We start from the raw sequence: 22830 nt of genomic DNA, 5'->3' as shown, positions 1-22830 counted from the left end.
ATTTTTTTTCGAAGAATCTAAAGTATTTGATTGTGTGTTGAAATGTAAACGTTCAGGACAGGAGGAGGTGGATGATTTGACTTCAGTATTGGTCATAGAAGATGAAAAGGAGATCCGTGAGATGATTGTGAATCATTTAAAAGCGGATCACTTTAATGTTGTCGAAGCAGCCGATGGCGAAGAAGCCTTGGCTATCTTTAGCAAGAATGATTTTGATCTCATTTTAATGGATATGATGCTGCCCAAGATAAGCGGCAAGAAGGTGATGGCCCATATCAGAGAACGTTGCTTGGCGCCGTTGCTTATTATATCGGCAAAAGATTCAGAAACGGATAAAATCCTCGGTCTTGAATTGGGGGCGGACGATTACATCACAAAGCCATTCTCGATGGGCGAATTGAACGCACGAATACATGCCCTGCTTCGAAGGGCCGGTTACTCCTATGCACCGTCAAAGGAAACTGCCGTACGACTGGGGAGGCTGGAATTAAATATGGAGGACTATTCGCTGATCAAGCCAGATCGGAAAGTCAGTCTTACAGCCAAAGAATTCGAGATCCTTAAGCTATTTTTCACCTATCCCAAAAAGGTTTTTACGAAAGCGCAAATTTATTCGAGTGTATGGATGTATGATTATGTGGGGGACGATAACGCCGTTTTTGTACATATAAGCCGTCTGCGCGACAAAATAGAAGACGACTCTTCCGACCCGACCATCATTAAAACCGCACTACGATAATATTCTTTGGGATGAGTGTACCAGTCGAGTCGGAATCATAGATTTTGGTGAAGCAGGAAAAGAAGATCCAGCATTAGATTTTATGTATATGTGTTATTACCCTGAAGAATTCAGGCATGCAGTGTTTGAGGAGTATGGTTCAGAAGCTGCAATATTATATGAGAGAAGCCAAATGTATGATAGGATCTATGGTTTGTATGATATGATTGAAAATATCCAGGGCAATCCGAGAAAACCAAACTTTGAAAAGGGATACACAAGGTTTTTTCATAGATTTCAGGCCAATTAAACGATGTGTTAATGCTTAACGTTGGAGAAATTGCTCCACTAAAAGTTCATCGGAGACAATTTTTGATGAGCTTTTTTAGTGTGCCGCGCATGGCGACTAACTATATACGGCAGTAGATATTTATAATCGAACACAAAACCTATCGACAGTCAGTGTTTTACTGATTTCGAAGGCGTATTATGATCTTATTCAGGAAAAGGGATATGAAGCGATAACGATCCAGGATATTGCCGATCGGCCTATGATTAATCGAAACACTTTTTATCTTCACTACCAAAACAAACCTGTTTTATTAGATACATGTATGAATGAACTGTTGAGCGAATTAAAGGATGCAGTCGTTCTTTGTCCCATCAGCATGTACCCTTTCAATATTTCTCTTATCGAGACTGTCATGCAAACTGTACTGGATCATATTTCTCTAAATATGACCTTTACCATTCCATGTTAATTGAAGAGATTAGAATCTATCCGTTTCAAGCGAAGATGGAGAATACCACTAATAAATCAATTGAGGGGTGAAAACCTGCTCAGGGAAACTCCCCGATAGCGATATCCAAGGAATTGCTGATCGAATACCTCGGATCCTCTTTCATGGGGATTGTAATTTGGTGGATTAAAACGATAAACCCCTTCCTGCAGATGAAGTTTCATCTCAGTTTAGTATAATCATTGTCTATAGGCATTAGTATGTTCGAAGTAAATCTCCTGACGTCAAGAGCTGCTGTGAAGATTGCGGGCGGCTTCTGCATAAACACTGTCGTTATTGGAGAGAAGTTGCGACGAAGAAGGAAGTCGCCCGGATCCCGGTCTACCGCTGGTATTGTCCAGACTGTAAAATAACGTTCTCGCTACTGCCTGATTTCCTGGTGCCTTGGGCCCGCCATACGACTTGGGTCCGGGAATCGGCAATAACTGCAAACACAAGAGGCTCTCCTGGCGGCAGACCGCGGTAAGCACGACTGCTCCTACCGCTCATTATAGCAGCCGTACTTTGTAACGTTGGTGGACAAGACATTTGCACCGAGTAGCGAGTGCAGCGCTCTGGAATGCTGGGCAACTCATTGCCGAGGGGATAGACAGGGACCTGCTCCATCTTTACCCCACCATGATGAATCCAACGCCAGTGGACACGCTGGATTGGCTGAACAAACTACTATCTCGTTACTGTTGTATACAATACACTTAAGCTCACAAAAACGACATCAAGTATCAAAAACTGCGTGGCGGCATGGCCTGTTCGAGATGAACGAATTGAGGGAAAACGCCAGAAAAAATAGAGCCGTCTTTGGATTAAGAACTTCTGCAACTGTTGCCGTAACGAATAACTTTAAAGCTCCCGCCGATTTAACCTTTGAAAGTAGCGATGGCTTACTCATCATTTCGCCAACTTCTAAATATAGTAAGTATACCGCTCCTGTATATTTAACAATTTAGTTATATTATGATAAGTGATTAAGTTTCAGTGTTTAATAAAGTCAATCCAGTCATGACCTTGTGGAAACTGGCGATTTAAAGATAATTTCAGCCACTCTTTTTCTTGTTGTAGAAGAGATGGAAGCATTGTTTTGAAATCAATATAATCCTTTTCTCGCACTTGCGAACCACCTGCTTTATGGAGAAGTTGGATTTCAGGTCTCAAATAGGGTATGCCTTCTTTAGTTTTCAAAATAATTTCATCAATCGGTCTTTTAATTGATTTATCTCTCTTATATATCCAAGAATTTTCTTCAGTATCAATTATCATAATCTGAAATGCCCAAGGCATCTCACTACTCTTACTAACCCAAATGTCCTCTGTCGAGTCCAAGTACTCTCCATCTTCCCAAAGATCTAGCATACCATCCTGAGCCTTGTATAACATCCAATCACGACTTAAATACCTATAAGCGATTAGTTGTTCATCGCGAGTGATAATAACATCGATATCACTATGTTGCCTTGTTTGCCTGCATAGATGTAAATCTAAGGCCCAACCCCCAGCGACACACCACCAAATCGGAATGTCGGAAAATACCCGAGTTATTTCCGATACAGTTAGTGGTGTCCAATTACTTAAATCCGTTCTCAAATTTATCTCTCCTTTTTCTATTTCTGGGTCAGCTAATCTTATACTATTCTGCCGGTTAGCTTAATGCCAGCGGCCAGTCTTTATTTTCTCAGTCTACAACTATATTTTCCTAGTCTAACACTTTATTTAGTCTAAGACTTTTTTTATTTGGACAGAAAGCCGTTGCAATGCGGTACAAGCAGGCATCGTGGATGGATGCGATGATGGCAGCTTCCGATCAAACGCGCAGACTGTGCGGAGATAGCGGCAATGATCGCTCGTGCGCTTAAACTTCAGATTCACGCCAAGGTTTAAAATTCGCAGATGACGTCGAAATCCCACAATGGGAGAAAGGTGCGGTGAAAGCGATTCGTAAGCTCGGCATCGTCAGTGGCCGCGGAGGGAACCAATTCGCTCCGAACGACATGGCGACGAGAGCGGTCATTCTGCTCAAAATGTTGGAATACCCAAATAATTAATATACAGATTTGGCGGATATAACGCGGAGAAAAACTTGTTCTCCATGTGGTGTCTGCCATACCTGTAATGAAGGAAAACACAAACAAACAAAGAATCAGACACTCGAGCGAACATGCAACTGGAGTATGATGTGATGATTCTTGATATGGCTTTGCATTCATCGCAACAGTATGGACTGGATATCATTGCCGAAGTAGTGAAGATCAAACTGCTACCAATAACTTCTCTCTACGAGCCTGAGCTCGTTTGGAGCCAATGAGCTTAAACTTCATGCTTAAATGACTGCGTTATGTTAGCTGGCCCCGTAACCAAAGTCATACCACAATCTATCATTACTGTCTTTGGAAGGCAACCTTTAGGCCTAATCCGATATAGATTGCTCCGACGAACTTGCCGCTTAGGCGGCTTAAACGGCTTATCCATGTCGTCCGTTTAACCATTTTTCCAAACGCAGAGATACCTAATACAATCGATGTTGTATACAATACACTTAAGCTCACAAAAACGAAACCTAGTATCAAAAACTGCGTGGCGGCGTGGCCTCGTTCAAGATGAACAAATTGAGGCAAAAACGACAGAAAAAATAGAGCCGTCTTTGGATTAAGAGCTTCTGCAACTGTTGCCGTAACGAATGACTTTAAGGCTCCCGCCGATTTAACCTTTGGAAGTCGCGGTTCTGATGGCTTACTCATCATTTCGCGAACTCCTAAATATAGTAAGTATACCGCTCCTGCATATTTAACAAAATTGAAGGCGAGAGCCGAGGTCATTAGTATAGTAGAAAGCCCGACAGTAGCAAATAAGGTGTGAAGAAAATCCCCAGTTGCGATGCCAAGCCCTGCCATAATGCCTCCTTTGCGTCCATTTTGAACTGTGCGAGTAATGGTAAGAAGAACAGCGGGGCCTGGAATTAAAAAAAGCAAAACAACAACGATAACATAAGCCAATAAAGTTGAAAAATCCGGCATCTGACTTCCCCACCTCCAAAGATTCAAGATGATATATTGTTGCGGTTTTGCAGCCATTGCTCGAATTCGACGGGAGTGCTCACTTTATGGTCTAATACAGCCGTATAGATATCAAAGCTTTTTACCTGTTTTCCATACTCGGTTCGTGATACCCAGACGGTTTTAATGCTTAAGATAGAAACAACCGTCTCCGGAGTTAGACGATCGGGCATCGTGCGAATATGTTGCAGATCGGGTTGTTTTTCTGGCTCGTCTACAAACCAAATATCCAATTCCCACTGGTTTCCGTTGTTGGACTTATATGTTATACCGAGAAAAAATCCATCTGGGTAGGCTGGGTTGGTGTTCCAGCTTCCAGTATCGTTAATGAATTGCATATCCCGAATCCCGGGATTGGACATCAATTGCGAAGCAATTCCAGAGATTGTAGCGATGTCCAGCTTGGAACAAATGACTGTCATATCGAAATCTCTCCAAGTCATTAATCCTAGGGCCGCACTCCCTACTGTTACGGGCATACCGGCTGCTTTCAACAACGGAATGAGGTTCATTTCTTCCGCAACGGCAGCTGCTTCAACCTGCAATTGCTGTTGACGGGTAAGCAGTTCTACCTTTTCGATCATGGTTTGCTCCTTTCCTAATGCGCTCATACGGACTTACCTTTGTTACAGAAGGCTTTGCCATAGTGGTCGACAGCAAAGCCAAATAATACTTTCATCATAAATAATAGGCAAGTAATCAACATGTAAGGCTGGATATTAGGCAGTAAAGGAATACAACCTAGGCCAATGGACAGAAGCAAGCCTGAGACAAACAGTTGTAACTCCCTTCCAATTAGTGAGTTGACGATATATGCACCTGTTATTGTATACGCCCATACAGCTATTGAATATCCGACCGCTGTGTTTAATAAAACCGAAATGATCACGATATGAATATGAATGGAAATGAACACAATTCGATTCTTTTTCCTTGCCGCATAAAAGTTGCTAGTTGAAGGCGTAAAATTAGCTATACAGCCTGCGAAAATATCGAAAATGAAAAATAAAGCCAGGGCTCTGCGCCAGATCGGTAAATGGACAGTCATCTCAGGGTATCTCCAATACAACAGAGCCGTCAGCAGTCCGCCAAAAAGCAGAATCGCAACTATAAAAAGAATAGGTTGTTTTTCGCCAAAGACTTCATGCAAAACCGATGGAATCCGTACTTGTTTCATAATCACTCTCCAATTTTATTCCGGATGATTGCCCGTTTCGCTGCCGATCGTGAAAGGGGTATATACATTTTCGTAGGCTACATGCATCGTCATCCCTTTTTGTGCATGATCTAGATTGTGACAGTGGTCCATCCATAATCCGGGGTTGTTTGCCAAGAAAGCAACCTCTAACGTCTCGCCTGGTTCGATATTGACCGTATCCAAGACAAGAGGGCTTCCACTAACTGGAAGTCCATTTTTACTGAGGACTTGAACATGATGTCCATGAAGGTGCATCGGATGGTCGGCAAAACTCCGGTTTACGAATGTAGTCTTCACGAGATCCCCTTCCCTGACCATCAGCGTCGGAGTATCGGGAAATGTTTTGCCGTTAATGACCCATTGCTGTCCTGCCTCCCCATTATAGACACCAAAGTAGGTTTGATCCAAAATCAGCGTGAATGCCCTATCGAACACTGTGGAGGTATCAAATGGGGCACGTGTCGGCGCTCCATACTGGGTGATGTCCAAAATCTCGCCTTCCTCCATCACCTCGGGGTCGCTATCACCGTTTCTGCTGTACACTCTACCGACCGGCTCTTCGTCCGTGAGCATGGCTAGCGTCACGGGAGTGTCCGGCATGATGAATTCGACATCGTAACGCCCCCCGCCTCCAATTCGCAATAAACGATCCGTCACAGTACCAGGTTCGTTCACCTCATATCCATCGATGGCCGTGACTTTGAAAGAGGCGCCATTCAAGGAAAACGTGCGGGTCAAATTGCCTGCATTCACGAGACGCAACCGCACCGGCAAACCCGGATCAACCAGATTTTGCAGGAATGAGTCATCCTTATCGAGCGCCGGAATACTTCTGCCGTCCGGCGTCATCCAATCATGCGCCACAATCGTCGTATCGATCATTTTTGTTTCATGCTGATTGGATGGACGTATAATAAAGGCTCCAAACAGCCCTTTTTGCACTTGGATCGAGGATTGTTGATGGGAGTGATACCAATGTGTCCCAGTTTCTTCTACGACAAAACGATAAGTATACGACTCGCCGGGCATCACCGCATCCTGCGTCATTCCGGCAACACCATCCTCGCCATTCGGGACATCTACACCGTGCCAATGGAGGGTAACGCCACTCGTAATGTTCTTGTTCACCAGTTGAACTTCCACCAAATCCCCTTCATCGGCAACAAGCTTGGGACCCGGAGCCTGCCCGTTAAAAGTCCATGCTTCGATCGTTTCGCCGGAAGCAAGTTGAATCTTCTTCGTTTCGGCGTAGAGGACATACGTCTTGTCAGGAATTCCAGACTGGGGCCCTTTCAAGTCCACAACACTAATCAACTTGTCGGATGCACCGGAATCGTGACCTCTATGGTGGGCATGCATATTGTCAAGTGGGATGGGATCGCCTCCTCCATAATCAGCGGTTTGATGGTGGACCATCTCCATCCTCCCGGGAAATTCACTCATCTTCTGAGCGATTACCAATACAATCAACGCTGTGCCGAGTGCCAGAACAGGGTACACGGCGCTTCTCGCGATTGTTATGCTTAACCGAGGAGTTCGATGTTCCAGAAGCCTCAGCCTCCTGCCGTGATAAAACCATAGCAGCACAACCGCAATGATCAGAGTCCCGCCATACATCACAATATCTTCTGTATTAGGAATCGCCGGTATGTCTATCGTTACAAGAAAAAAGGCAAGTACCGCTCCAACTAACATGACATGTACGGGAACAATGAGAGACCGCAAAGAACTCCCGGCCGTAATTACTCTCGAAAGGTTGGGCAGTGCAAAGATCATCACCGCAAGCGCCGGCAACCCTAACAGAGGGAAAATAATTGCAACCCGATCGATCCATCACGAATAGCCAGCCGAAATTTATCCCAATTAGAAGGATATCAAGTACCCAAAGCAGAAAAAGAACCATTCCGGCACCGACGCCGATTTTTGTTACTTGCAACCATCCCCTGAATCTTGTTTCGCGTCCTCTCAAATATTTGAGATGATTCCCAACATATCCGGTAATTCCCCAGACGCCCACGAGTAATAACAATAACAAAAACTCTAATGCCATTAGCGATTCGAACACGGCTAACCCTCTTTCCCTGAATTTATTCTGGCCGGTGTCAAGAATCGCCCTCTTGCATCCAGTTGCGCACGGATGTTAGTTATGGAGCGGCCTTCAGGCTGGCAGCTGTTTTCGGCTGCTCTTTTTTCATCGATTGACGCATGAAAAATTCGGCCACCTTTGGCACGTCCCCGATTTGAATCGTAAAATGAACCCGGCATGATGTTTCGGAAACCGGCTCAACCAGATAACTTTCACGAAAGTATTGTTTTTGATCGGGGGGTGTTTCCATCGTCAACAATTGATTCTGAACCAGCTCCGTTACGATCATCGTTTTTTCGCTTTTGAAGCCTGAATATTTGCCGCTTTCGAAATATTGGGTTCCTAATCGAACAGGGCCTTCAGTGGCGACGCGATTCTCTATAATCCCCTTCATCCAGGAAGCCCGCCCCTTCAAATCAATAAGACGCGAATAAATGATGGATGCGGGATATTCATAAACTTCGGAATATTCAAAGGTAAGCATGATCGTGTTCCTCTCCCTTGTAATGTGTTCTGTTAACGAAAGAGAATGGTTGACAGTGCATCCGTAAGCACTTGTTCCAAATGTTCCTTGTTTTCCCCGGAGACTGTTTTTCGCCATCCGATGTACCCGTCTGGCCGCACGATGATTGCCCCTGTGGAAGTGATTCCGTATGCGTTAAGAAAATCGTTCCCAGGATCGATAAAGTCGTTAGGTTGACCGCCAATCTGATACACATCCATGGGAAGACCTAGCTTCTTTTCAACCTTTTGCGCAGCCTGCAGCCAGCTTTGTCCTTCTGGACCGACGAGCAAGACAAATCGAGTGCCAAATAGATCGATGGTGGAGACGGATTGACCATCCCGTTCGAGAACGACGTGCGCCGCGCGGGTTCCCGGCTGACCCGTCCATAACTCGGGCGGCTGTACAAGCGGGAGGCTGTTCGAACCTGCTTCCGGGACGATTGCGCCGCCCTGGTAATGATATCCCATATTGACATGCAGGGTATTGACGGTAATCCCCTCCGACCCATCATGTTCGCGCTGCTGCGAGAGCATGACTACCTGTTCCACTGTGTAATCCGCGACAGGTCGCCGCTCCTCATCGTAAGTGGCAAGCAAATCCGGACCTGCTTCACCGCGTAAGACAGCGGCAAGCTTCCAAGCGAGGTTCTGTGCCTCGGCGATGCCGGTATTGCCGCCTAAACCGCCGCTTGGAGGTTGAACCCGCGCGGAATCGCCGACTAATAATACTCTTCCTTGTTGAAATCGGTCCGCTACGCGGGCGGCCATTTCCCAAGTCAAAACCTTTTTAATCGTAACCGAAATGTCTGGAATTCCGATCGCCGCCCGAATTAACCGGATACAGCGTTCCTCTGGATAATCCTCCATGGTTTCCTCTTCGGGATCATATACAACGTCCAATCGGTATAAATGGGGTCTCCTGTGAGTTCCGGGGTACAGCACCAGACTTCCGCTTGTTGTATCATTGGCAAAAAAACACATATGCGCGTTTTGACTATTAAACAGCTCATGAATGTCTGCATCGAAAACCATGCTGATCAGATGACAGATCGTGCCTTCCCCATGCTGCCCAATGCCTAATTGTGTGCGGGTTACACTCTTGCTCCCATCCGCTGCAACCAAATACTCGGACCGAACACGCCGAGTTTCGCCGCTGATTCGGTCACGAATAACGACCGAGATGCCGTCCGCATCGGGTTCAAACTCGATCAGTTCTACATTGTAGCGCAAATCAACGCTGGCTTGCTCAACCTGTGCCCGAAGGACCGGTTCAAGCAGATCTTGTGCAATGCCGTTTCCCGCAACAGGACTAAGATCCGTGAAGTAAGCACTCATATCTTCCATCAAATTATCAAACATTTGCCCGGCCAAGCTCTCCACAAACATGACGCCAAATTCTCGAGGAAAAGGAGGTTCCTCACGGCGAATATCCTCCTCGATACCGGCCATACGGTAATTTTCATCGTTCGGGCAGTTAAACTCGAGACGCGCGGGTGAATGGCTGTTCCCGGATGGCGCTCAACGACCAATGGCTTAATTCCTTGGCGAGCCAGAAATAGGGAGAAGGATAAGCCTACCAGGCTTCCTCCCACAACGAGAACCGGAACGGTTTCATCGGATAAAGAGTTATTTAGGGGGTTATTCATCAACAGCACGACCTTCCGTTATCCGTTAGATTTTCAATCAGAGCGGTTATCAATATGCTGGGCTATCTCACGCAATTCTTCCATACTCCATTTCAGCTTTTCATTTTGGATATCCGCGATAATGGAATGGATCCATTCCAATTCGGCTGCAAGCACCGTTCGTTGGTATTCTGTCTCAAGCGAAAATAAGCGGGGCAGACCCATTGATGCGACGGTTTGCAGCTCATTTTCGAGTCGAGTGAGCATGTTTTCAAGGGCGTGGACTCTTTTTTTGAAGAGCATTGCTACATCTTCGGGCGTCAACAGTGCCAGAAAAGAAACAGCAGCAGGGAACTCTAAAAATTCCTGAGCAGGTGTAGAGATCATTTCCCGCATCCAAGAATAGACAGCATCTCGCCCCAGATCCGTAATTTCGTAAATAATTAAATCCGGTTTCCCTTCATTTTTTTTCTTTCCTTGGATAGCAATGGCCTTGTCTCGATGCAACCGATCAATCGTTTGGTAAATACTCGTTCGATGGCGAACGTTAATAACTTCTTCTTTCCCCCTCTCTTTGATAAGCTGCTGCATACGATAAGCATGCATCGGCTCCTCGATCAGAAAACAAAGTACGGCTAAAGCGACAGGTGATTTTTTAATGAAGTTGCTTTTCATAGTCATAATAATACTATTAATAATATAACTAAGTCAAGAGACACCAAGTGGGGCAGTACCAGCGTAGCTGACACCAAGGGCAATGTAGATAGAATCAATTGGAGAATTTATTAATAACCTGGTTATATTCCTGCTGGGCATCGGTAATTGCAAGCTTTGAATAGATTTCAAATGACTTTCGACTTTCATGTCCGGGATACGGTTGTATGAGTGGGTCATAAGCCTTCGAAGCGTCACCGTCCCGAATCCCTGGGAAAAGTTCACCCAAAGCACCAACTGAGTTTATTATATCACAAAATTATATTTACACATTATATCTTTTTGATATAATAAGAACGATCAAACATAAAAAGGAGGAAATATACCATGTTTAAGAGTGGCAATGTGACTGTCATGGTAGCGGATTTAAAAAACGCAGTAAAATTTTATGTCGAAACCCTTGGACTAAAGCTTCAACACGAAATGGACGGGCATTTTGCGCAGGTCGAAGCACCGGGATTGACGATCGGTCTCCTACATCTTTCAGGTGACCAAGGTGTTAAACCGGGAACATCGGGTAGAATGTCTATTGGATTTGAGGTAGAGGAACTGGAATCTGTCATCGAGACACTAAAATCCCGGGATATTCATTTCCATGATTATGTAGAAGGCAATGCAGCCCAAGTCGTACACTTCAGCGATCCTGAAGGCAATACCCTTTACTTGGTTTGTAATCGTTAAGCCAAGGTGAGAATAAGGGACAATGAAAAAAGGAGTCTTCTCTTGACACCGAAAACCAACGTCAACATGGTTATCATCGGACTGCTGGCGGCGATGTTCATCGGCGCGTTGGACGTGACCATCGTCGCCACCGCTACGCCGCATATTATCGCTGATTTGCATGGTGTGAGCCTATTCAGTTGGGTCTTCGCGGTTTACACGTTGACCACCTGTGTGGCGGTGCCTATTTTCGGCAAGCTCGCCGATTTGTTTGGGCGCAAAGCCGTGTTCACTGTCGGCATCGGTTTATTCGTACTCGGTTCCATTTTATGCGGGGCCGCACAGTCAATGGCGGAACTCATTTGGTTCCGGGCCTTGCAAGGAATCGGGGCCGGGGCACTGGCGCCCGTGTGCTTTACGATTATCGGCGATTTGTTCTCAGGCAAGCAACGCGGCAAAATGATGGGCGTCTTCTCGTCCGTTTGGTCCGTGGCAGGCTTGCTCGGCCCGCTTATCGGCGGTTATTTCGTCGATCAGGTGTCGTGGCGCTGGATTTTCTACATCAACGTGCCGATCGGTGCCGCCGCCTTGCTGCTGGTCACCGTATTTTTGCACCAACCGATTGAGCGCCGGGTGAAAAAAATCGATTACCTCGGCACGCTCACCTTTACCGTTTCCTTTTCCGCGCTCCTGTATGCGCTGCTGAGTGGCGGGTCCGACCATCCGTGGGGTTCCCCGTTGATTATAGGGCTGTTCGCGGTAGCGGCCGTGTTTTTGCTGTTGTTCCTCTGGATCGAAAAACGGGCGGAGGAGCCGATGATACCGTTGTCGATTTTCCGCATCCGCGTATTGAACGTGACAAATGTCAGCGGTTTTCTGACGTTCAGCATCACGACGGGCTTGACGATTTACTCGCCAATCTGGATTCAGTCCGTGCTTGGCCATTCCGCGACAAGCTCGGGCCTGATCGTCATGCCGATGTCACTGGCATGGCCGCTCGCTTCCAACATAGCCGGCAGGCTCATGTACCGGATGGGGGTGAAGGCGTCGATCGTGTTCGGTTCTGGTCTGGTGGTGGCCGGCTTCATTTGGCTTGCCGCGCTTCAGATGAACTCTCCTTACGTTTACTGGATTGGTATCCTCGTTGTAATCGGGCTCGGGATGGGCTTTGTCGCGACGCCCTCAACCGTTGTCGTGCAATCCGCCGTCGGCTGGGAAAATCGTGGAGTCGCCAACGCTTCCAGCATGCTATTGCGCGCAATGGGCCAAACGATCGGCATCGCGGTGTTCGGCACGATTTACAACCATCATGTGACAACGCTCGACTCCAAATCGGAGCTGGCTGCCGGAATGCATGCCGTTTTTCTGCTCATGTGCGCCATTGCGATTGCGAACCTGCTCGCCGTGCAGCTCCTGCCGAAACACCGCGAGCTGATGGCGCACCAGCAGTCGGCTTGACGAGGGCACGAAAGAAAGAAACCGGAATTGGCCACAAACGGATTCGGCCTGGAAAAAGTCGCGACGACCGCGGCTTTTTCTTTTTTCGGGCAAGCGTAAGCTATACTGTTGTTTACTTATTATATCTCTTCGATATAATAAGAGCAGTTAAACTTATAGGGGAGGCCATATACTTGAACGAATTATTCGTACTCGGCGAATTGATGATTAACCCGATGCATGGCTATTTGTTGCATCAGATCTTGAACGGGGCTATTGGACCTACGCGAAAAATTAGCTGGGGGGTGCTTTATCCGCTCATTCACGGCCTGCTAGCAGACGGGCTGATCGAGCAGGTCCCCGATGAGGGCGCTCGACAGGGAAGAGGAAAGAAGAAAATAATGTATAACATTACCGAAGAAGGCAAAATGCGCTTTTCTCGGTTGATGGAAGAGCCGATTCCATACACGCCGGATTACGAGCTGCACTTTTATATTAAACTGAAAAATTTTGATCTGATCAGTAGAGAGCTGCGCTTTTTAATTTTGCACCAGTACAAGGATTACCTGCGCTATGAAATCCGCCATGAGGAAGAACGGATTGAGTATGTGGACAAGGATGAGCGGATACCAGACGGGGAACAGCAGTATATTCTGATCTTTTTCCGGCACCGTTTGGAAAAACTCCGCATTGACGAAGAGTGGGTTTTACAGTTAATCAATAGTCATCGAGCGAATGGGGAAGGACTTGAACGGGAGTAAACCCGGAAATGTTCTAAGCGGATCGGTGAGGGTCTTGAGCGGGCCGCCCTACTAGCATGATGCTCCGCGATGAGTCTCGGTGGTTAAGACGCATTGGACCGGCTCGCCCGGGGCTACGATGGAATGGCCGTCGTCACAATCGACCATTCCGCAGCGCCCAGAAACGTGGCGACGAAAATCGAGATCATCACCATGGATCAAGTCAAGCCGCGCAACAGAAGAGTGACCATTGGCAAAATTGATCTCCACGGGCCAATCTGTTTACAAACCCGAATACCTGGCTCGTATGGCGGTAACCGGTGCTCGAGCTGGCCGCGCCACTCAAACTTTTACTCTTTCGGTAAGTTCCATGTCATTCAGGCAGCCAATGAGGCCGTAGATGAAGTACGCCGCACCGAACGGAAAAGCTGCGCCGAGTTAAAGACGCGCGATACATGTGGCTAAAGAACCCGGAAAACCTGACGGCTGCTCAGATAGAAAACATGGCAAAACTGAAAGACTGTGATCTGGATACCGCAAAAGCCTACCGGATGCGTCTGACCTGCAAGAGATCTACCGTTACCCGGCTGAGATCGCAACGATGGTGCTGCAAGACTGGATTCAGTGGGGCCTGCGCTGTCGATTCTCTCCCATGGTTGATTTTGCAAAAATGCTGCAAATCCACTACGATGGGTTGTTCGGTGGTTTTCATCCAAACTAACGAACGGTCTGCTTGAAGGCGTGAATATTTCAAGCAGGCAAGCGGAAAGCTCGTGGCTATCGCTCGGAGAAGAATATCATCGCTATGGTATATATCTTGGCAGGATAGCTCAACTTCGCATGAAATAGGAAAAGAATTGGCAACAGTATGGAGCCATGCATCGCTCGCACCTGAACCAAATCCCTTGTCCGGTTTCAGCATCCGTTCAGGCATGGGTTGTGCATGGGGATTTCCATTACGATAATATTCTTTGGGATGATTGTACCCATCGGCTCCGAATCATAGATTTTGACCGATTTTACCGTGCGGTTCCTTCATGAACCGGTGAAGACAGCGGCTATAGGCTTGGATTATCGATTTTCTGGCAACCGGTTTTGGGCTTCTTTTGGAGTGCTAGATCTGGTGAAAAGCCCTAACACAGTATTCTCCTGTTGACAAATGTCCCAATTAACGAGGTGACTCCCCCGAAATTAGGCTGTTCCTGAGAAAGGACTGAAAGGAAACCAGAGGGTCAATCTCGTTAGAATACTATTGCACCGTAGCGAGAAAATTATGCAACAATCCAATCGCATTCCGTTTTGACTTTGGATATTCGTTCAAGGATGAAATAAGAATAATAGGTGATAAAGTGCGGATAAAGACAAGACCGGCTATAGAAGATGACGCAGAACAACTTGCCATTCTGAATCAACAGTTTAATGGAGGGAATCGAAGACTGGCTGCGGAAATTGTGGACAGTATGCGTACGTGCAACGAAATCATTGCTGTAGCGGAAATCGATGGACAGGTGATTGGGTTTGGCTGCGCTCAAAGCTTTCGGTCTTTCTGTTACGAAGAACTTCTGGGAGAAATAACGGAACTGTATGTCGAACCCTCGGTGCGAAGAAAAGGTGTCGCGACAGCATTAATTACTAGTCTGGAGGAGAAGCTGAAAATCCGCGGAGTGACGGAGATCAAAGTATTAACTGGCAGCCGCAATGACCGTGCGATTCGCATGTATGAGCGTTGCAACTATGTACGGGATGGTGAATTGCTGCTTGCGAAAAAAATGGACAACTAAGGGGCCACTAACAAGTGCAGTGTACGAATTCCAGCTTCGGAGTTCCTCGTGAGGAGGTTTTTTAATCATGATTTCGGACCAACTGAGGAAAGAAATTGAGGAAAGTTACGAAATCGGCGAGATTCGCCGAGTGACCGCGTTAACCGGCGGGTATTGGAACACGGTAATGCGACTTGAATCGGGGTCTGGTGATTACGTGCTTCGAGTTAGTCACGCTTCCACAAGCCTGGATCGATTGTTGTATGAACATAGGCTGGTTGCGCTCGTACATACCCATGTGAAAGAAGTTCCGATGCCGATTTGTACCTGCAAAGGTGTCACATATACGGGCTATGAACGAAAATGGATGACGCTTTTCCCCTATTGAAGGGGAGATTGCCGACCCCGGGAACGATTTCGTCCGGGAAAATGCGGCCGCCATGTTGGCTAATTTGCATCTTGTGTCTGCGCGAACCCCCGATATCCCTCAGAAACCAGCTCACCAGTCTATCGTCAATTTGAATTGGGACCTGAATTTGATGTGGAACTGGGCCACGTTGGAACAACGGTTTTTCGGGAATCGAGAGGGGCTGCGATTAAGTGTTGCCCGCACGGAACAGGAAGAGCTCTGCATCAAGGAGATCAATCAGGCACGACGATTCATTCAAGCTTAAAAGGAACGGATGGAGCGGTGGGTAGGCCGTCTCCGTCAGGACGGGACGCGCTTCATGAGCGGGTTTATTCACGGAGATTATTATGGAGGCAACCTGTTAACCGATCGCCGCGGACAAATTACAGCCGTCATCGATTGGGATGAATGCGGGAAAGAGTGGCTCATTTATGAGCTTGCCCGTTCGATCTGGGAGTTCTGTCACGATGACGAGGAAAATCGGATGGACTCTCGCAATGCCCATGCCTTCCTGCAAGACTACCGAAATGCGGGCGGACCTGTTCCGGAAACGGATTTCGCTTTCATCCTTCCGTTTATCCGCTACGTTCGTCTCGTAGAGATATTATTCAATCTTGATCAAGGCTTAAAGGGACAACCTTGGTCCCCGGAATATACAGTACACAATCTTAAAGCTTTGATGAACCTAAATGATCAGACAAGCTTGTAGGGGTACAAGTCAAGCTGCAGTAGGCCTACATTATTTGGAATCTCAGTTCATTCTATTTCATAAACAGGACAGTTTGTTACAGTTCCAAACCGTATTGGACCAAGTATTCCCTGAGTATAACAGCGTCTTTGGCAACTTCGAGGGAATGTTTGTCGAATCAACATGTGAAGCTTTCCCCTGTTACTCCCTGCTTTTTATTTAGCAGAGCCATTAAATAAAATCATTAAGGAGTTTGCGATATAATTGCCTGTTAGCTTTAGTATCAAAAAGATCGTGGGAGCTATCCATAAAAAGGATATCTCTTCTTATCACTTGAAGCAAGAGTGGCTTTAAATTTTCAGTTACGGATAATCCGACTGCAAATACTGGCAGGTCTTTACAGCGTTCCAACGCCCGATAAAACACAGGCAGTTCATAAGGCATAGCCGAGCCACAGAGTACTCGAACATCTGCTTTCGTAAAGGAGTCCTGTATTCTGGGCTCACCCAGAACTCCACAATCCGTCACAATAAAGTTATAATCGCGATCAAACTCCGAGGTTAAATAAAAATCCGCCCCCTCCATTACGTAAGCGTTACCCACTTTTTCCGGATCGAACAGATGGATAATGTGAGCCAAATGCTTGCTCGTGTTGGCTTCTAAATAACAGGCACTCCCTCCATGGGCTTGAATCCAAAAAATCAAATTCATTGCCGTTGTCGTAACGCCTACCCGTCGATCGCTACCAGCTACGGCAATCCGTATGTTTTTACAGTCAAATTCGTATTGTTCTTCATCGGGTATTATAGCTGCCAGTGGTTTATTGACTGGTTCAGGGGAAGCAGAAGTAATATATCGCTGCATCCCTTGCTCTGAAAAGCAATCCTGTATTTCTTCCAACATTGACTTGATATGCTCTGAAGTCACCACATTCGTGATTCCAATTTGAATTAGTTGCTGTAGAAAGTGACTGCTGTCCGGCAGTCCTTCGGCAATGACAATGACACGAATCTCGTACATCGTTTGAAACGATAAAAGGGCCTGTATCATTTCATCATCGGATTCCAATATGGCCTTTCGATCAATCGCAATGTATCGAACATGGTTAAAGTGTCGCATGTCCTTGACCACAAAGGAGAGGAGCGAGAATTGTCCGATCAGTTTCTTTACCGGCATGTCCTGCTCCATCTCGAATTGATCTAGTAAATTCACGTTTGAATGGCTGGTCAAATATAGAATCATGGTCATCCTTCTTTCATTATCAATAGGATTGCCCCCACAATCACGATGATGATATAAATGAAGAGCTCGATGAGTTGCTTCTTTTTATTCATCCTTCATCGTCCTCCTGCAGATCCCATATATGAAAACTTGTATTCGGGAATCTCGAAGTGGACGTGCATGCGTTTGGAGCCGATCATGAGTAAGGCGTGTTCGCGTTTTTTACTGGCGAGCAACTCCTCTTCCGCTTCGGTTAAATTGTAAAGTTCTCGTGTTTCTTGGAGATTTTGTCCATCGGTTCCCATTAGGATTTTGATGCTTGGAATATCGAGCAGAGCTTGACCGTACATTTTTACCTCGGGGGCAAGAAAATCAACTACGCTATGAGAGACGATCGCTAGACTCGCCTCATACTTCCGGGCTCTCTTCTCGACATTCCGCAAAAAGACAAGGCTTTGTGGGACGTTCGGGTCAATCATAAGGTAAGATTCATCACAGATCAGTAGTACCCGTTCATTCCGATCTTGCGACATTTGTTCCCAGCACCAGGACAGCAAATTAAAGTATTGCGTTCGCTTAATATTGTCGGACGTATTTTGCAGTGAATGCGTGTCCAGGCAAATGCAGCGGCTTCGGGTTTGAATGGTGCTGTGACCGTTCCATAAAAAAGAATCCCCGCCGTGTGCAATATCGTGCAACAGCAGGGCTAATTCTTTATAGACTTCATCGTTTGTATTCTGATCTTTAGCTTGAAGAAGGCCATGGAGATTGGAAAAGGTAGGGAAGTCCGTACTCGTCAGTTTAGAGATGTCCGTTGTCCAAGTGATTTGAAACTGGTGATACAGCTCGATTAAACATTGCTTGAGAACGGCTTTTTGCATCATTGTAAGATCAGGGATGTAAAGATTAAAAAATATCTCCAAATTTTTGAGATGCAAGGCCATATCTGACATGCCGTTTCCTTCATCCTTATAAAGCGGATGCTCCTCGTCTTCTTCGTCACGAGGAGCTGGGCGAATTTGCAGCGGATTGATTTTCCCTCCTACACCGCCACCGGCATTAATCCAATCGCCGTTTAACTTCTGAGTCAGTTCCTTATATTCAGATTCCGGGTCCACAAAAATGATTTTGGTTCCTTTCATATACTCGCTAAGCGCGATATGCTTGACCGCCGTCGATTTACCCACACCGGCTACACCCATCACAACGATGTTGGAATTTGTTCGATCGCCGCCGCGACGCCATAGATCAACAATAATGAGCCCGCCGCTGGCGTCTTTAGCTAAATAATACCCGGTACCGTCATTGAAACCACTGCTGGCAAAGGGAAACCCGCCGACGAAGGTGCTCATCGGCATAATTTTGTTCAGCACATGTTCAATTTGCTCATGCGCTGGATATAAGGGAGATAAATGAGTGTAGCTTTCTTTTTGTAGGTGAGCGAGCGTACGAAGTTTACAGCGCATCATGCTGAATGTATTTTCAACGCGGCGGCAAGCACGGGTAAAATGTTTTTCTTCCTGGGCAAACGGCATGACGACCATATTCATCAAACCAACTGTCTCGCCGTTCTGGTCGATTTGCAACATAATTTGTTCGCCGTCTGCCGCTGCCTTTTCTGCCCGCTGTCGTGTAAGCGGGTCTTTTGCGCTGTCGGCTAGACTGCGGTTTTGGGTGATGGACTTGGAGATGGCATTGATCAAAGCGCTGTTGTCAATCGGCTGAAAACCGATGGCAGCCATTGTAGCAGGCAGATTGGTAAGAGGGGAGAGCCAACCAATGTCCACTTTTTGAGGGTATTGGATTACGCCATACATTTTTGCTGATTCTTCACCGATGGTGAGGCCTGTGCGCGAGAATTCAAGGCCCATTGGTGTGATCGCATTCAACAAAGAGGGATTAGAGGACACAGAAGTATCACGTGACATATGAAGTGCCACTCCTTTCATGAATGAATAATCCAAAATGGTCCGCCTGCACCGGCATTTTTTCTGGCTTCAGCCAAGATGATATTGAAGTCCCAAGTTTGCTCGCTCCTTTTTTTACTTGCAGGATCAGCGACTAAAATGTGTCCATCTTCTGTGACGCCGCGCAGAACAATAAAATGACCTGTTGAAGTGAAATGGCCTTTGCTCATAATGGCGACAACGAGCTTGCCGGCAGCTAAAGCATCAATGATGGTCTGCTCTTCCTTAGCGGTTGCGCCTGTTACTTGTAAGCCAAAATGTGTTGCCCCGCCTGGAATCAGGCTATGGTAGCTGCCGGTGCCTTCCGCTAAATAGCCATTGTCGTAGGCCCACTTCGACATGGTGACCGGATCAACGGTTTGATCAGTGAGCGTGGAGACAACGATGGAAAGAGAAGTCGGGCCGCAACCGGCAACACCGATCGTATCGGTAGGGCCATAAGGCTTGTCTGCCCATCGAGCATCCATTTGGTTGAAGTACACGACTTCACGGCCAGCATCTTGAAATACGACACCCTCGTATTGCTGGCCGTTACTTTCCAAGTAACCGTCATCTTCTTTCTGTAACAACTGTGTGTATCCGTAATCAGAACGCAATTCCTCAACAATCGGCGTTTCATTGGGAGTGAGCAATATCTTGAGGGATTCGATTGGTGAAGTTAGCAGTTGCAAAATCATAGCAATCAAAAGTAATAGCGCGGCGACAGGAATTGCGATGAGAAGGAGGAGACGTTTACGTGCTTCTTCATCGGCTGCCACTTTCACGGCAAGTTGTGCCAACAGCTTGGCAGTAGCTGGGTCCATGTGTTATCCCTCCCTGTAAAATAAAAATGGTATTGCTTCCTCTGGGTCAGCTTGGTCCAGATGACTGTATGCTGGGGTGTTTACCAGATTGCATAGGCGAACAATCTCCTGTTGCTTGAGGAGTTGAGCCTGAACTCCAGCATCCTCAAAATGCTGGACAAGTCGCTTTGCCTTGTCTAGTAGTTCGCGTTCGCCGCCTTGCCCTTGCCGCTGCCAGAGCGACAAATAAAATTGTCGCTCGACCACTTCACCGGATAGCGCTAATGAGTTCATCTCCATCAATTCTTGACGCAGCAGTTCCTTTTGGGCTGAATCTGCAGAGGGGAGAAGAGAGGAAAGATCTGTGATTAAGGGCGAAATATCGACGGGTCGGCTTACAGCCAGAAATTTAAAGGGAAACCGAATGGAAGAAAGCTCAGCGGTTAACTTTCGGATGAGCATCCGTTTCTCTGATAGACTTAACAGGTCAAGGCTGATCGGAAAGATGCGAAGATAAGATAGTACCCATCCGTCCAATGTATACAGGAAATGTCCTTGAATATCTTGAACGTTGACGAATTGTTGCGCTGTTTGCCTAGCTGCGTCACTCGTCGCTTGCGATCGTCGCTTGCTGGTTCGGAGGAAAAATAGAACAGCTCCTCCGCCTATGAGGCAGAGGAGCAGGATGAGGATCGGCAGCAGCATGGAAGCAGCACCATCCTTTCGTTATTTTAGTGGTGCGATATGCCAATCGGAAAACAAATTATCGGATATGGTGATGGAGCTTTGAAGTTGCAGGGTGAGCATCCCGTCTGGGGTCCAGGCATCCAATACATGCGTAATCGGGGTATAGGAACCGTCCGGATACCAGATTGGCGTGAAGTGCACCCGACTTTGATAAGTGGAGAAGTCATTCGTTTTTAGCCAAAAGTCGGCGTTTAATCCACTCGTTTTCAGATCATGCAATCGCCAATATGTTCGATAGTTAAACTCAGGGAAATAGGAAACGGCATTTTGCGCACCGGTTAAGTGGCTGCTGGGCGCATTTGAAGACACGTCAGCCGATACGTCCATTTCAATTCCGTATCCGGATTTGATACGGTCGGAAACTGTAGTGGGAGACTTGGCATCAGGGGAAATGGATTGTGTGGCCGAAAGCGAGGCACGATAACCTGTCCAAGTATATTCCCACCAGCCCTGATCTACCCAATGTCCGTTATCTACCCAATAACCGGAATCGGGTCCCGTGCTGATCCATCGCCACTTGGGAATCCAAACCCAATATTCATGCCAGTGTGCAGACCATATGCCCCATGAAGCGGACGTTTTATCTGCATAGCTAGGGATGGACGGTTGCCGAAAACTGTCATTTCGATCTGTGGCCTTCGGATCAGGGGGAGTATTCTGATTTAAATCAACAATGGAGGCGGTGATAGAAGATGCACTTAATGAACCCTTGGAGGAATTTACCTGAATGGAGAGTGTCTGAGGCTGGCTTGGCGTGCGCCATTTCACCCAAACCAGTTGACTGTCCCCCTCTGGAATGACAATATTGCTAACCGTATAACGACTACCCAAAATATGAAACGATACGCTGGCTGGGGATTCGGGAGTAATCGCGGTGGAAGTGGAGAGCCGTACGGAGGTGATGACATCGGTATTGGTACGATACTGTACGCTTGTCTGGACCGGTGGTGGAGGTGTAGTTGGCGCACCGTTAAAACGGACAATACCAAGTCCTAAGGATGAGATAATCTGGTCGTTGCTCACTCTGCCTCTGCGTGAGCCGCTCCATGCGGGAAAATCAAGGTCAGGCGTTTCAAGAAACATGGACAAAGGCAGATTTTGATGCGTGAGGCTCACCATTTTGGAACGTAGACCGCCACTAAGGACTTGATCGTACAAAGCCGCTTCATGAGCAGTCATCGACATGAATACGCCTTGAAAGGTTAGATACGCAATGGGCTCCAGCAACAGCTTATAGTTTCCGTTAGTTAACGAATCGAAGTCGATGCCAGTATCGTTGGCTACCATTTTTACTGCGCCTTCAGAAGTGAAATATTTTTTGATGACCTCGATGTCGGTAACGGTGCCGCTAGAGCTGATTATACGTGGCATTGGCGATGCAGGGATCTTATATCGGTAGATATCGGTAGAGGGCTTCAACGGGCTGTGATTTAGATATTGAATCTTGCTAATCTTCCCAAAGTGAATGATATCTCTAGGTAATGTCTTGTTGGTATAGTCAATAGGGGTGGAAACCACTGCTTTGTCACTAGAGCGGATTATGGTAATCCGTACTCCGTCATAACCGGGTGTCCATTTATTTTGAGATGTTCCTGATCCCATGTCCCCTCCGCCATTGTCAATATTCCCGTCGCCGTTTGCATAAATAGGGGAACAGAGGGAAGAAACCATGACCAATAAAGTTAAAACCGATATGAGGATACGTTTCAATCTAATCTCCTCCCAAA

General features: G+C 46.8%; 26 protein-coding genes and 3 pseudogenes. 14 read left to right on the top strand and 15 right to left on the bottom strand.

Features of this window, described 5'->3' with window-relative positions; genetic code table 11:
• Window positions 1-67: 67 nt before the first annotated feature.
• The 4 genes from DMN77_RS09565 to DMN77_RS24250 all read left to right on the top strand — a co-directional run bounded on the left by DMN77_RS09565 (window position 68) and on the right by DMN77_RS24250 (window position 1984).
• Complete coding sequence (locus tag DMN77_RS09565; protein WP_372775660.1) at window positions 68-739, top strand: response regulator transcription factor; 672 nt, start codon at window positions 68-70, stop codon at window positions 737-739.
• A gap of 1 nt (window position 740) precedes the next feature.
• Entirely contained in the window at window positions 741-1028 is a 288-nt protein-coding gene (locus DMN77_RS24260) for a phosphotransferase (protein WP_179014689.1), read from the top strand.
• Between the two features lie 118 nt (window positions 1029-1146).
• Complete coding sequence (locus tag DMN77_RS24255) at window positions 1147-1479, top strand: TetR/AcrR family transcriptional regulator (protein WP_372775684.1); 333 nt, start codon at window positions 1147-1149, stop codon at window positions 1477-1479.
• Between the two features lie 295 nt (window positions 1480-1774).
• A complete protein-coding gene (locus DMN77_RS24250; protein ID WP_372775682.1) occupies window positions 1775-1984 on the top strand; it encodes a DUF6431 domain-containing protein in 210 nt (69 codons plus the stop codon).
• A gap of 249 nt (window positions 1985-2233) precedes the next feature.
• Here DMN77_RS24250 and DMN77_RS24245 read toward each other — a convergent pair whose 3' ends face one another.
• Together DMN77_RS24245 and DMN77_RS09545 are read right to left on the bottom strand one after the other, a co-directional pair.
• Entirely contained in the window at window positions 2234-2407 is a 174-nt protein-coding gene (locus tag DMN77_RS24245) for a hypothetical protein (RefSeq protein WP_372775680.1), read from the bottom strand.
• A gap of 83 nt (window positions 2408-2490) precedes the next feature.
• The gene (locus tag DMN77_RS09545; RefSeq protein ID WP_179014628.1) at window positions 2491-3099 is read right to left on the bottom strand and encodes a nucleotidyltransferase domain-containing protein; all 609 of its coding nucleotides are present in this window, start codon (window positions 3097-3099) and stop codon (window positions 2491-2493) included.
• A 305-nt stretch (window positions 3100-3404) separates the two neighbouring features.
• Between DMN77_RS09545 and DMN77_RS09540 the strand changes: the two are divergent.
• Window positions 3405-3557: pseudogene (locus DMN77_RS09540) on the top strand (S-layer homology domain-containing protein); the annotation flags it as partial.
• A 333-nt stretch (window positions 3558-3890) separates the two neighbouring features.
• Here DMN77_RS09540 and DMN77_RS09535 read toward each other — a convergent pair.
• The 8 genes and pseudogenes from DMN77_RS09535 to DMN77_RS09500 form a co-directional block, all read right to left on the bottom strand.
• Window positions 3891-4526, bottom strand: a complete 636-nt coding sequence (locus DMN77_RS09535; RefSeq protein ID WP_179014626.1) for a LysE family translocator — start codon at window positions 4524-4526, stop codon at window positions 3891-3893.
• A gap of 23 nt (window positions 4527-4549) precedes the next feature.
• Entirely contained in the window at window positions 4550-5149 is a 600-nt protein-coding gene (locus DMN77_RS09530; protein ID WP_179014625.1) for a hypothetical protein, read from the bottom strand.
• Window positions 5150-5172: 23 nt separating this feature from the next.
• Entirely contained in the window at window positions 5173-5742 is a 570-nt protein-coding gene (locus DMN77_RS09525; protein WP_179014623.1) for a hypothetical protein, read from the bottom strand.
• Window positions 5743-5757: 15 nt separating this feature from the next.
• Window positions 5758-7488, bottom strand: a complete 1731-nt coding sequence (locus DMN77_RS09520) for a multicopper oxidase family protein (RefSeq protein ID WP_179014622.1) — start codon at window positions 7486-7488, stop codon at window positions 5758-5760.
• Window positions 7489-7907: 419 nt separating this feature from the next.
• Window positions 7908-8333, bottom strand: a complete 426-nt coding sequence (locus DMN77_RS09515) for an SRPBCC family protein (protein WP_179014620.1) — start codon at window positions 8331-8333, stop codon at window positions 7908-7910.
• Window positions 8334-8365: 32 nt separating this feature from the next.
• Window positions 8366-8821, bottom strand: coding sequence for an aromatic-ring hydroxylase C-terminal domain-containing protein (locus DMN77_RS24240; protein WP_372775678.1), 456 nt, complete (start codon window positions 8819-8821; stop codon window positions 8366-8368).
• A gap of 135 nt (window positions 8822-8956) precedes the next feature.
• Window positions 8957-9999 (bottom strand): annotated as a pseudogene (locus DMN77_RS24235) (FAD-dependent monooxygenase); the annotation flags it as partial.
• 33 nt (window positions 10000-10032) lie between these two features.
• A complete protein-coding gene (locus DMN77_RS09500) occupies window positions 10033-10659 on the bottom strand; it encodes a PadR family transcriptional regulator (protein ID WP_179014616.1) in 627 nt (208 codons plus the stop codon).
• 360 nt (window positions 10660-11019) lie between these two features.
• Between DMN77_RS09500 and DMN77_RS09495 the strand changes: the two genes are divergently transcribed.
• The 9 genes and pseudogenes from DMN77_RS09495 to DMN77_RS09455 all read left to right on the top strand — a co-directional run bounded on the left by DMN77_RS09495 (window position 11020) and on the right by DMN77_RS09455 (window position 16407).
• Window positions 11020-11373, top strand: coding sequence for a VOC family protein (locus DMN77_RS09495; RefSeq protein ID WP_179014614.1), 354 nt, complete (start codon window positions 11020-11022; stop codon window positions 11371-11373).
• A 42-nt stretch (window positions 11374-11415) separates the two neighbouring features.
• Window positions 11416-12810 (top strand): MDR family MFS transporter, encoded by a 1395-nt coding sequence (locus DMN77_RS09490; protein ID WP_179014612.1) that lies wholly within the window; start codon window positions 11416-11418, stop codon window positions 12808-12810.
• Window positions 12811-12983: 173 nt separating this feature from the next.
• Window positions 12984-13550 (top strand): PadR family transcriptional regulator, encoded by a 567-nt coding sequence (locus DMN77_RS09485; RefSeq protein ID WP_179014611.1) that lies wholly within the window; start codon window positions 12984-12986, stop codon window positions 13548-13550.
• Window positions 13551-13883: 333 nt separating this feature from the next.
• A pseudogene (locus DMN77_RS24345) lies at window positions 13884-14358 on the top strand (transposase); the annotation flags it as partial.
• 47 nt (window positions 14359-14405) lie between these two features.
• Window positions 14406-14570 carry a phosphotransferase gene (locus tag DMN77_RS24225; protein WP_179014609.1) on the top strand — a complete coding sequence of 55 codons (165 nt, stop codon included), beginning with the start codon at window positions 14406-14408 and terminating at the stop codon, window positions 14568-14570.
• A gap of 308 nt (window positions 14571-14878) precedes the next feature.
• Window positions 14879-15310 carry a GNAT family N-acetyltransferase gene (locus tag DMN77_RS09470; protein WP_179014608.1) on the top strand — a complete coding sequence of 144 codons (432 nt, stop codon included), beginning with the start codon at window positions 14879-14881 and terminating at the stop codon, window positions 15308-15310.
• A gap of 67 nt (window positions 15311-15377) precedes the next feature.
• Entirely contained in the window at window positions 15378-15677 is a 300-nt protein-coding gene (locus DMN77_RS09465) for a phosphotransferase (RefSeq protein WP_179014606.1), read from the top strand.
• A gap of 52 nt (window positions 15678-15729) precedes the next feature.
• Window positions 15730-15963 carry a hypothetical protein gene (locus DMN77_RS09460; RefSeq protein ID WP_179014604.1) on the top strand — a complete coding sequence of 78 codons (234 nt, stop codon included), beginning with the start codon at window positions 15730-15732 and terminating at the stop codon, window positions 15961-15963.
• Between the two features lie 9 nt (window positions 15964-15972).
• Window positions 15973-16407: a phosphotransferase gene (locus DMN77_RS09455; RefSeq protein WP_179014603.1), complete on the top strand. Its 435-nt coding sequence runs from the start codon at window positions 15973-15975 to the stop codon at window positions 16405-16407.
• A gap of 210 nt (window positions 16408-16617) precedes the next feature.
• On the opposite strand, the gene DMN77_RS23865 is transcribed toward DMN77_RS09455, so the two are convergent.
• From DMN77_RS23865 to DMN77_RS09430, 5 genes are all read right to left on the bottom strand, one after another.
• On the bottom strand, window positions 16618-17628 hold the full coding sequence (locus tag DMN77_RS23865; RefSeq protein WP_249730288.1) for a hypothetical protein: 1011 nt from the start codon (window positions 17626-17628) through the stop codon (window positions 16618-16620).
• Between the two features lie 95 nt (window positions 17629-17723).
• The gene (locus DMN77_RS09445; protein WP_179014601.1) at window positions 17724-19535 is read right to left on the bottom strand and encodes a VirB4 family type IV secretion system protein; all 1812 of its coding nucleotides are present in this window, start codon (window positions 19533-19535) and stop codon (window positions 17724-17726) included.
• 17 nt (window positions 19536-19552) lie between these two features.
• The gene (locus tag DMN77_RS09440) at window positions 19553-20377 is read right to left on the bottom strand and encodes a C39 family peptidase (protein WP_179014594.1); all 825 of its coding nucleotides are present in this window, start codon (window positions 20375-20377) and stop codon (window positions 19553-19555) included.
• Between the two features lie 3 nt (window positions 20378-20380).
• The gene (locus DMN77_RS09435; protein ID WP_179014592.1) at window positions 20381-21061 is read right to left on the bottom strand and encodes a hypothetical protein; all 681 of its coding nucleotides are present in this window, start codon (window positions 21059-21061) and stop codon (window positions 20381-20383) included.
• A gap of 21 nt (window positions 21062-21082) precedes the next feature.
• A complete protein-coding gene (locus DMN77_RS09430) occupies window positions 21083-22774 on the bottom strand; it encodes a DUF8193 domain-containing protein (protein WP_483874233.1) in 1692 nt (563 codons plus the stop codon).
• Window positions 22775-22830 lie beyond the last annotated feature (56 nt).

This window comes from Paenibacillus sp. 79R4 (assembly GCF_013393165.1).
GTDB lineage: Bacteria > Bacillota > Bacilli > Paenibacillales > Paenibacillaceae > Fontibacillus.
The sequence above is the reverse complement of the archived record's forward strand: the minus strand, read 5'-3'. Positions and strand labels throughout refer to the sequence as shown.

Bases quoted from the DNA above. Each gene is read 5' to 3' on its own strand.
- DMN77_RS24245 (WP_372775680.1), bottom strand. From the start codon at position 2,407: ATGAGTAAGCCATCGCTACTTTCAAAGGTTAAATCGGCGGGAGCTTTA.
- DMN77_RS09535 (WP_179014626.1), bottom strand. From the start codon at position 4,526: ATGCCGGATTTTTCAACTTTATTGGCTTATGTTATCGTTGTTGTTTTG.
- DMN77_RS09530 (WP_179014625.1), bottom strand. From the start codon at position 5,149: ATGATCGAAAAGGTAGAACTGCTTACCCGTCAACAGCAATTGCAGGTT.
- DMN77_RS09525 (WP_179014623.1), bottom strand. From the start codon at position 5,742: ATGAAACAAGTACGGATTCCATCGGTTTTGCATGAAGTCTTTGGCGAA.
- DMN77_RS09515 (WP_179014620.1), bottom strand. From the start codon at position 8,333: ATGCTTACCTTTGAATATTCCGAAGTTTATGAATATCCCGCATCCATC.
- DMN77_RS24240 (WP_372775678.1), bottom strand. From the start codon at position 8,821: ATGGGATATCATTACCAGGGCGGCGCAATCGTCCCGGAAGCAGGTTCG.
- DMN77_RS09500 (WP_179014616.1), bottom strand. From the start codon at position 10,659: ATGACTATGAAAAGCAACTTCATTAAAAAATCACCTGTCGCTTTAGCC.
- DMN77_RS09495 (WP_179014614.1), top strand. From the start codon at position 11,020: ATGTTTAAGAGTGGCAATGTGACTGTCATGGTAGCGGATTTAAAAAAC.
- DMN77_RS24225 (WP_179014609.1), top strand. From the start codon at position 14,406: ATGCATCGCTCGCACCTGAACCAAATCCCTTGTCCGGTTTCAGCATCC.
- DMN77_RS09465 (WP_179014606.1), top strand. From the start codon at position 15,378: ATGATTTCGGACCAACTGAGGAAAGAAATTGAGGAAAGTTACGAAATC.
- DMN77_RS09460 (WP_179014604.1), top strand. From the start codon at position 15,730: ATGTTGGCTAATTTGCATCTTGTGTCTGCGCGAACCCCCGATATCCCT.
- DMN77_RS09455 (WP_179014603.1), top strand. From the start codon at position 15,973: ATGGAGCGGTGGGTAGGCCGTCTCCGTCAGGACGGGACGCGCTTCATG.
- DMN77_RS23865 (WP_249730288.1), bottom strand. From the start codon at position 17,628: ATGATTCTATATTTGACCAGCCATTCAAACGTGAATTTACTAGATCAA.
- DMN77_RS09445 (WP_179014601.1), bottom strand. From the start codon at position 19,535: ATGTCACGTGATACTTCTGTGTCCTCTAATCCCTCTTTGTTGAATGCG.
- DMN77_RS09440 (WP_179014594.1), bottom strand. From the start codon at position 20,377: ATGGACCCAGCTACTGCCAAGCTGTTGGCACAACTTGCCGTGAAAGTG.
- DMN77_RS09435 (WP_179014592.1), bottom strand. From the start codon at position 21,061: ATGCTGCTGCCGATCCTCATCCTGCTCCTCTGCCTCATAGGCGGAGGA.
- DMN77_RS09430 (WP_483874233.1), bottom strand. From the start codon at position 22,774: ATGGTTTCTTCCCTCTGTTCCCCTATTTATGCAAACGGCGACGGGAAT.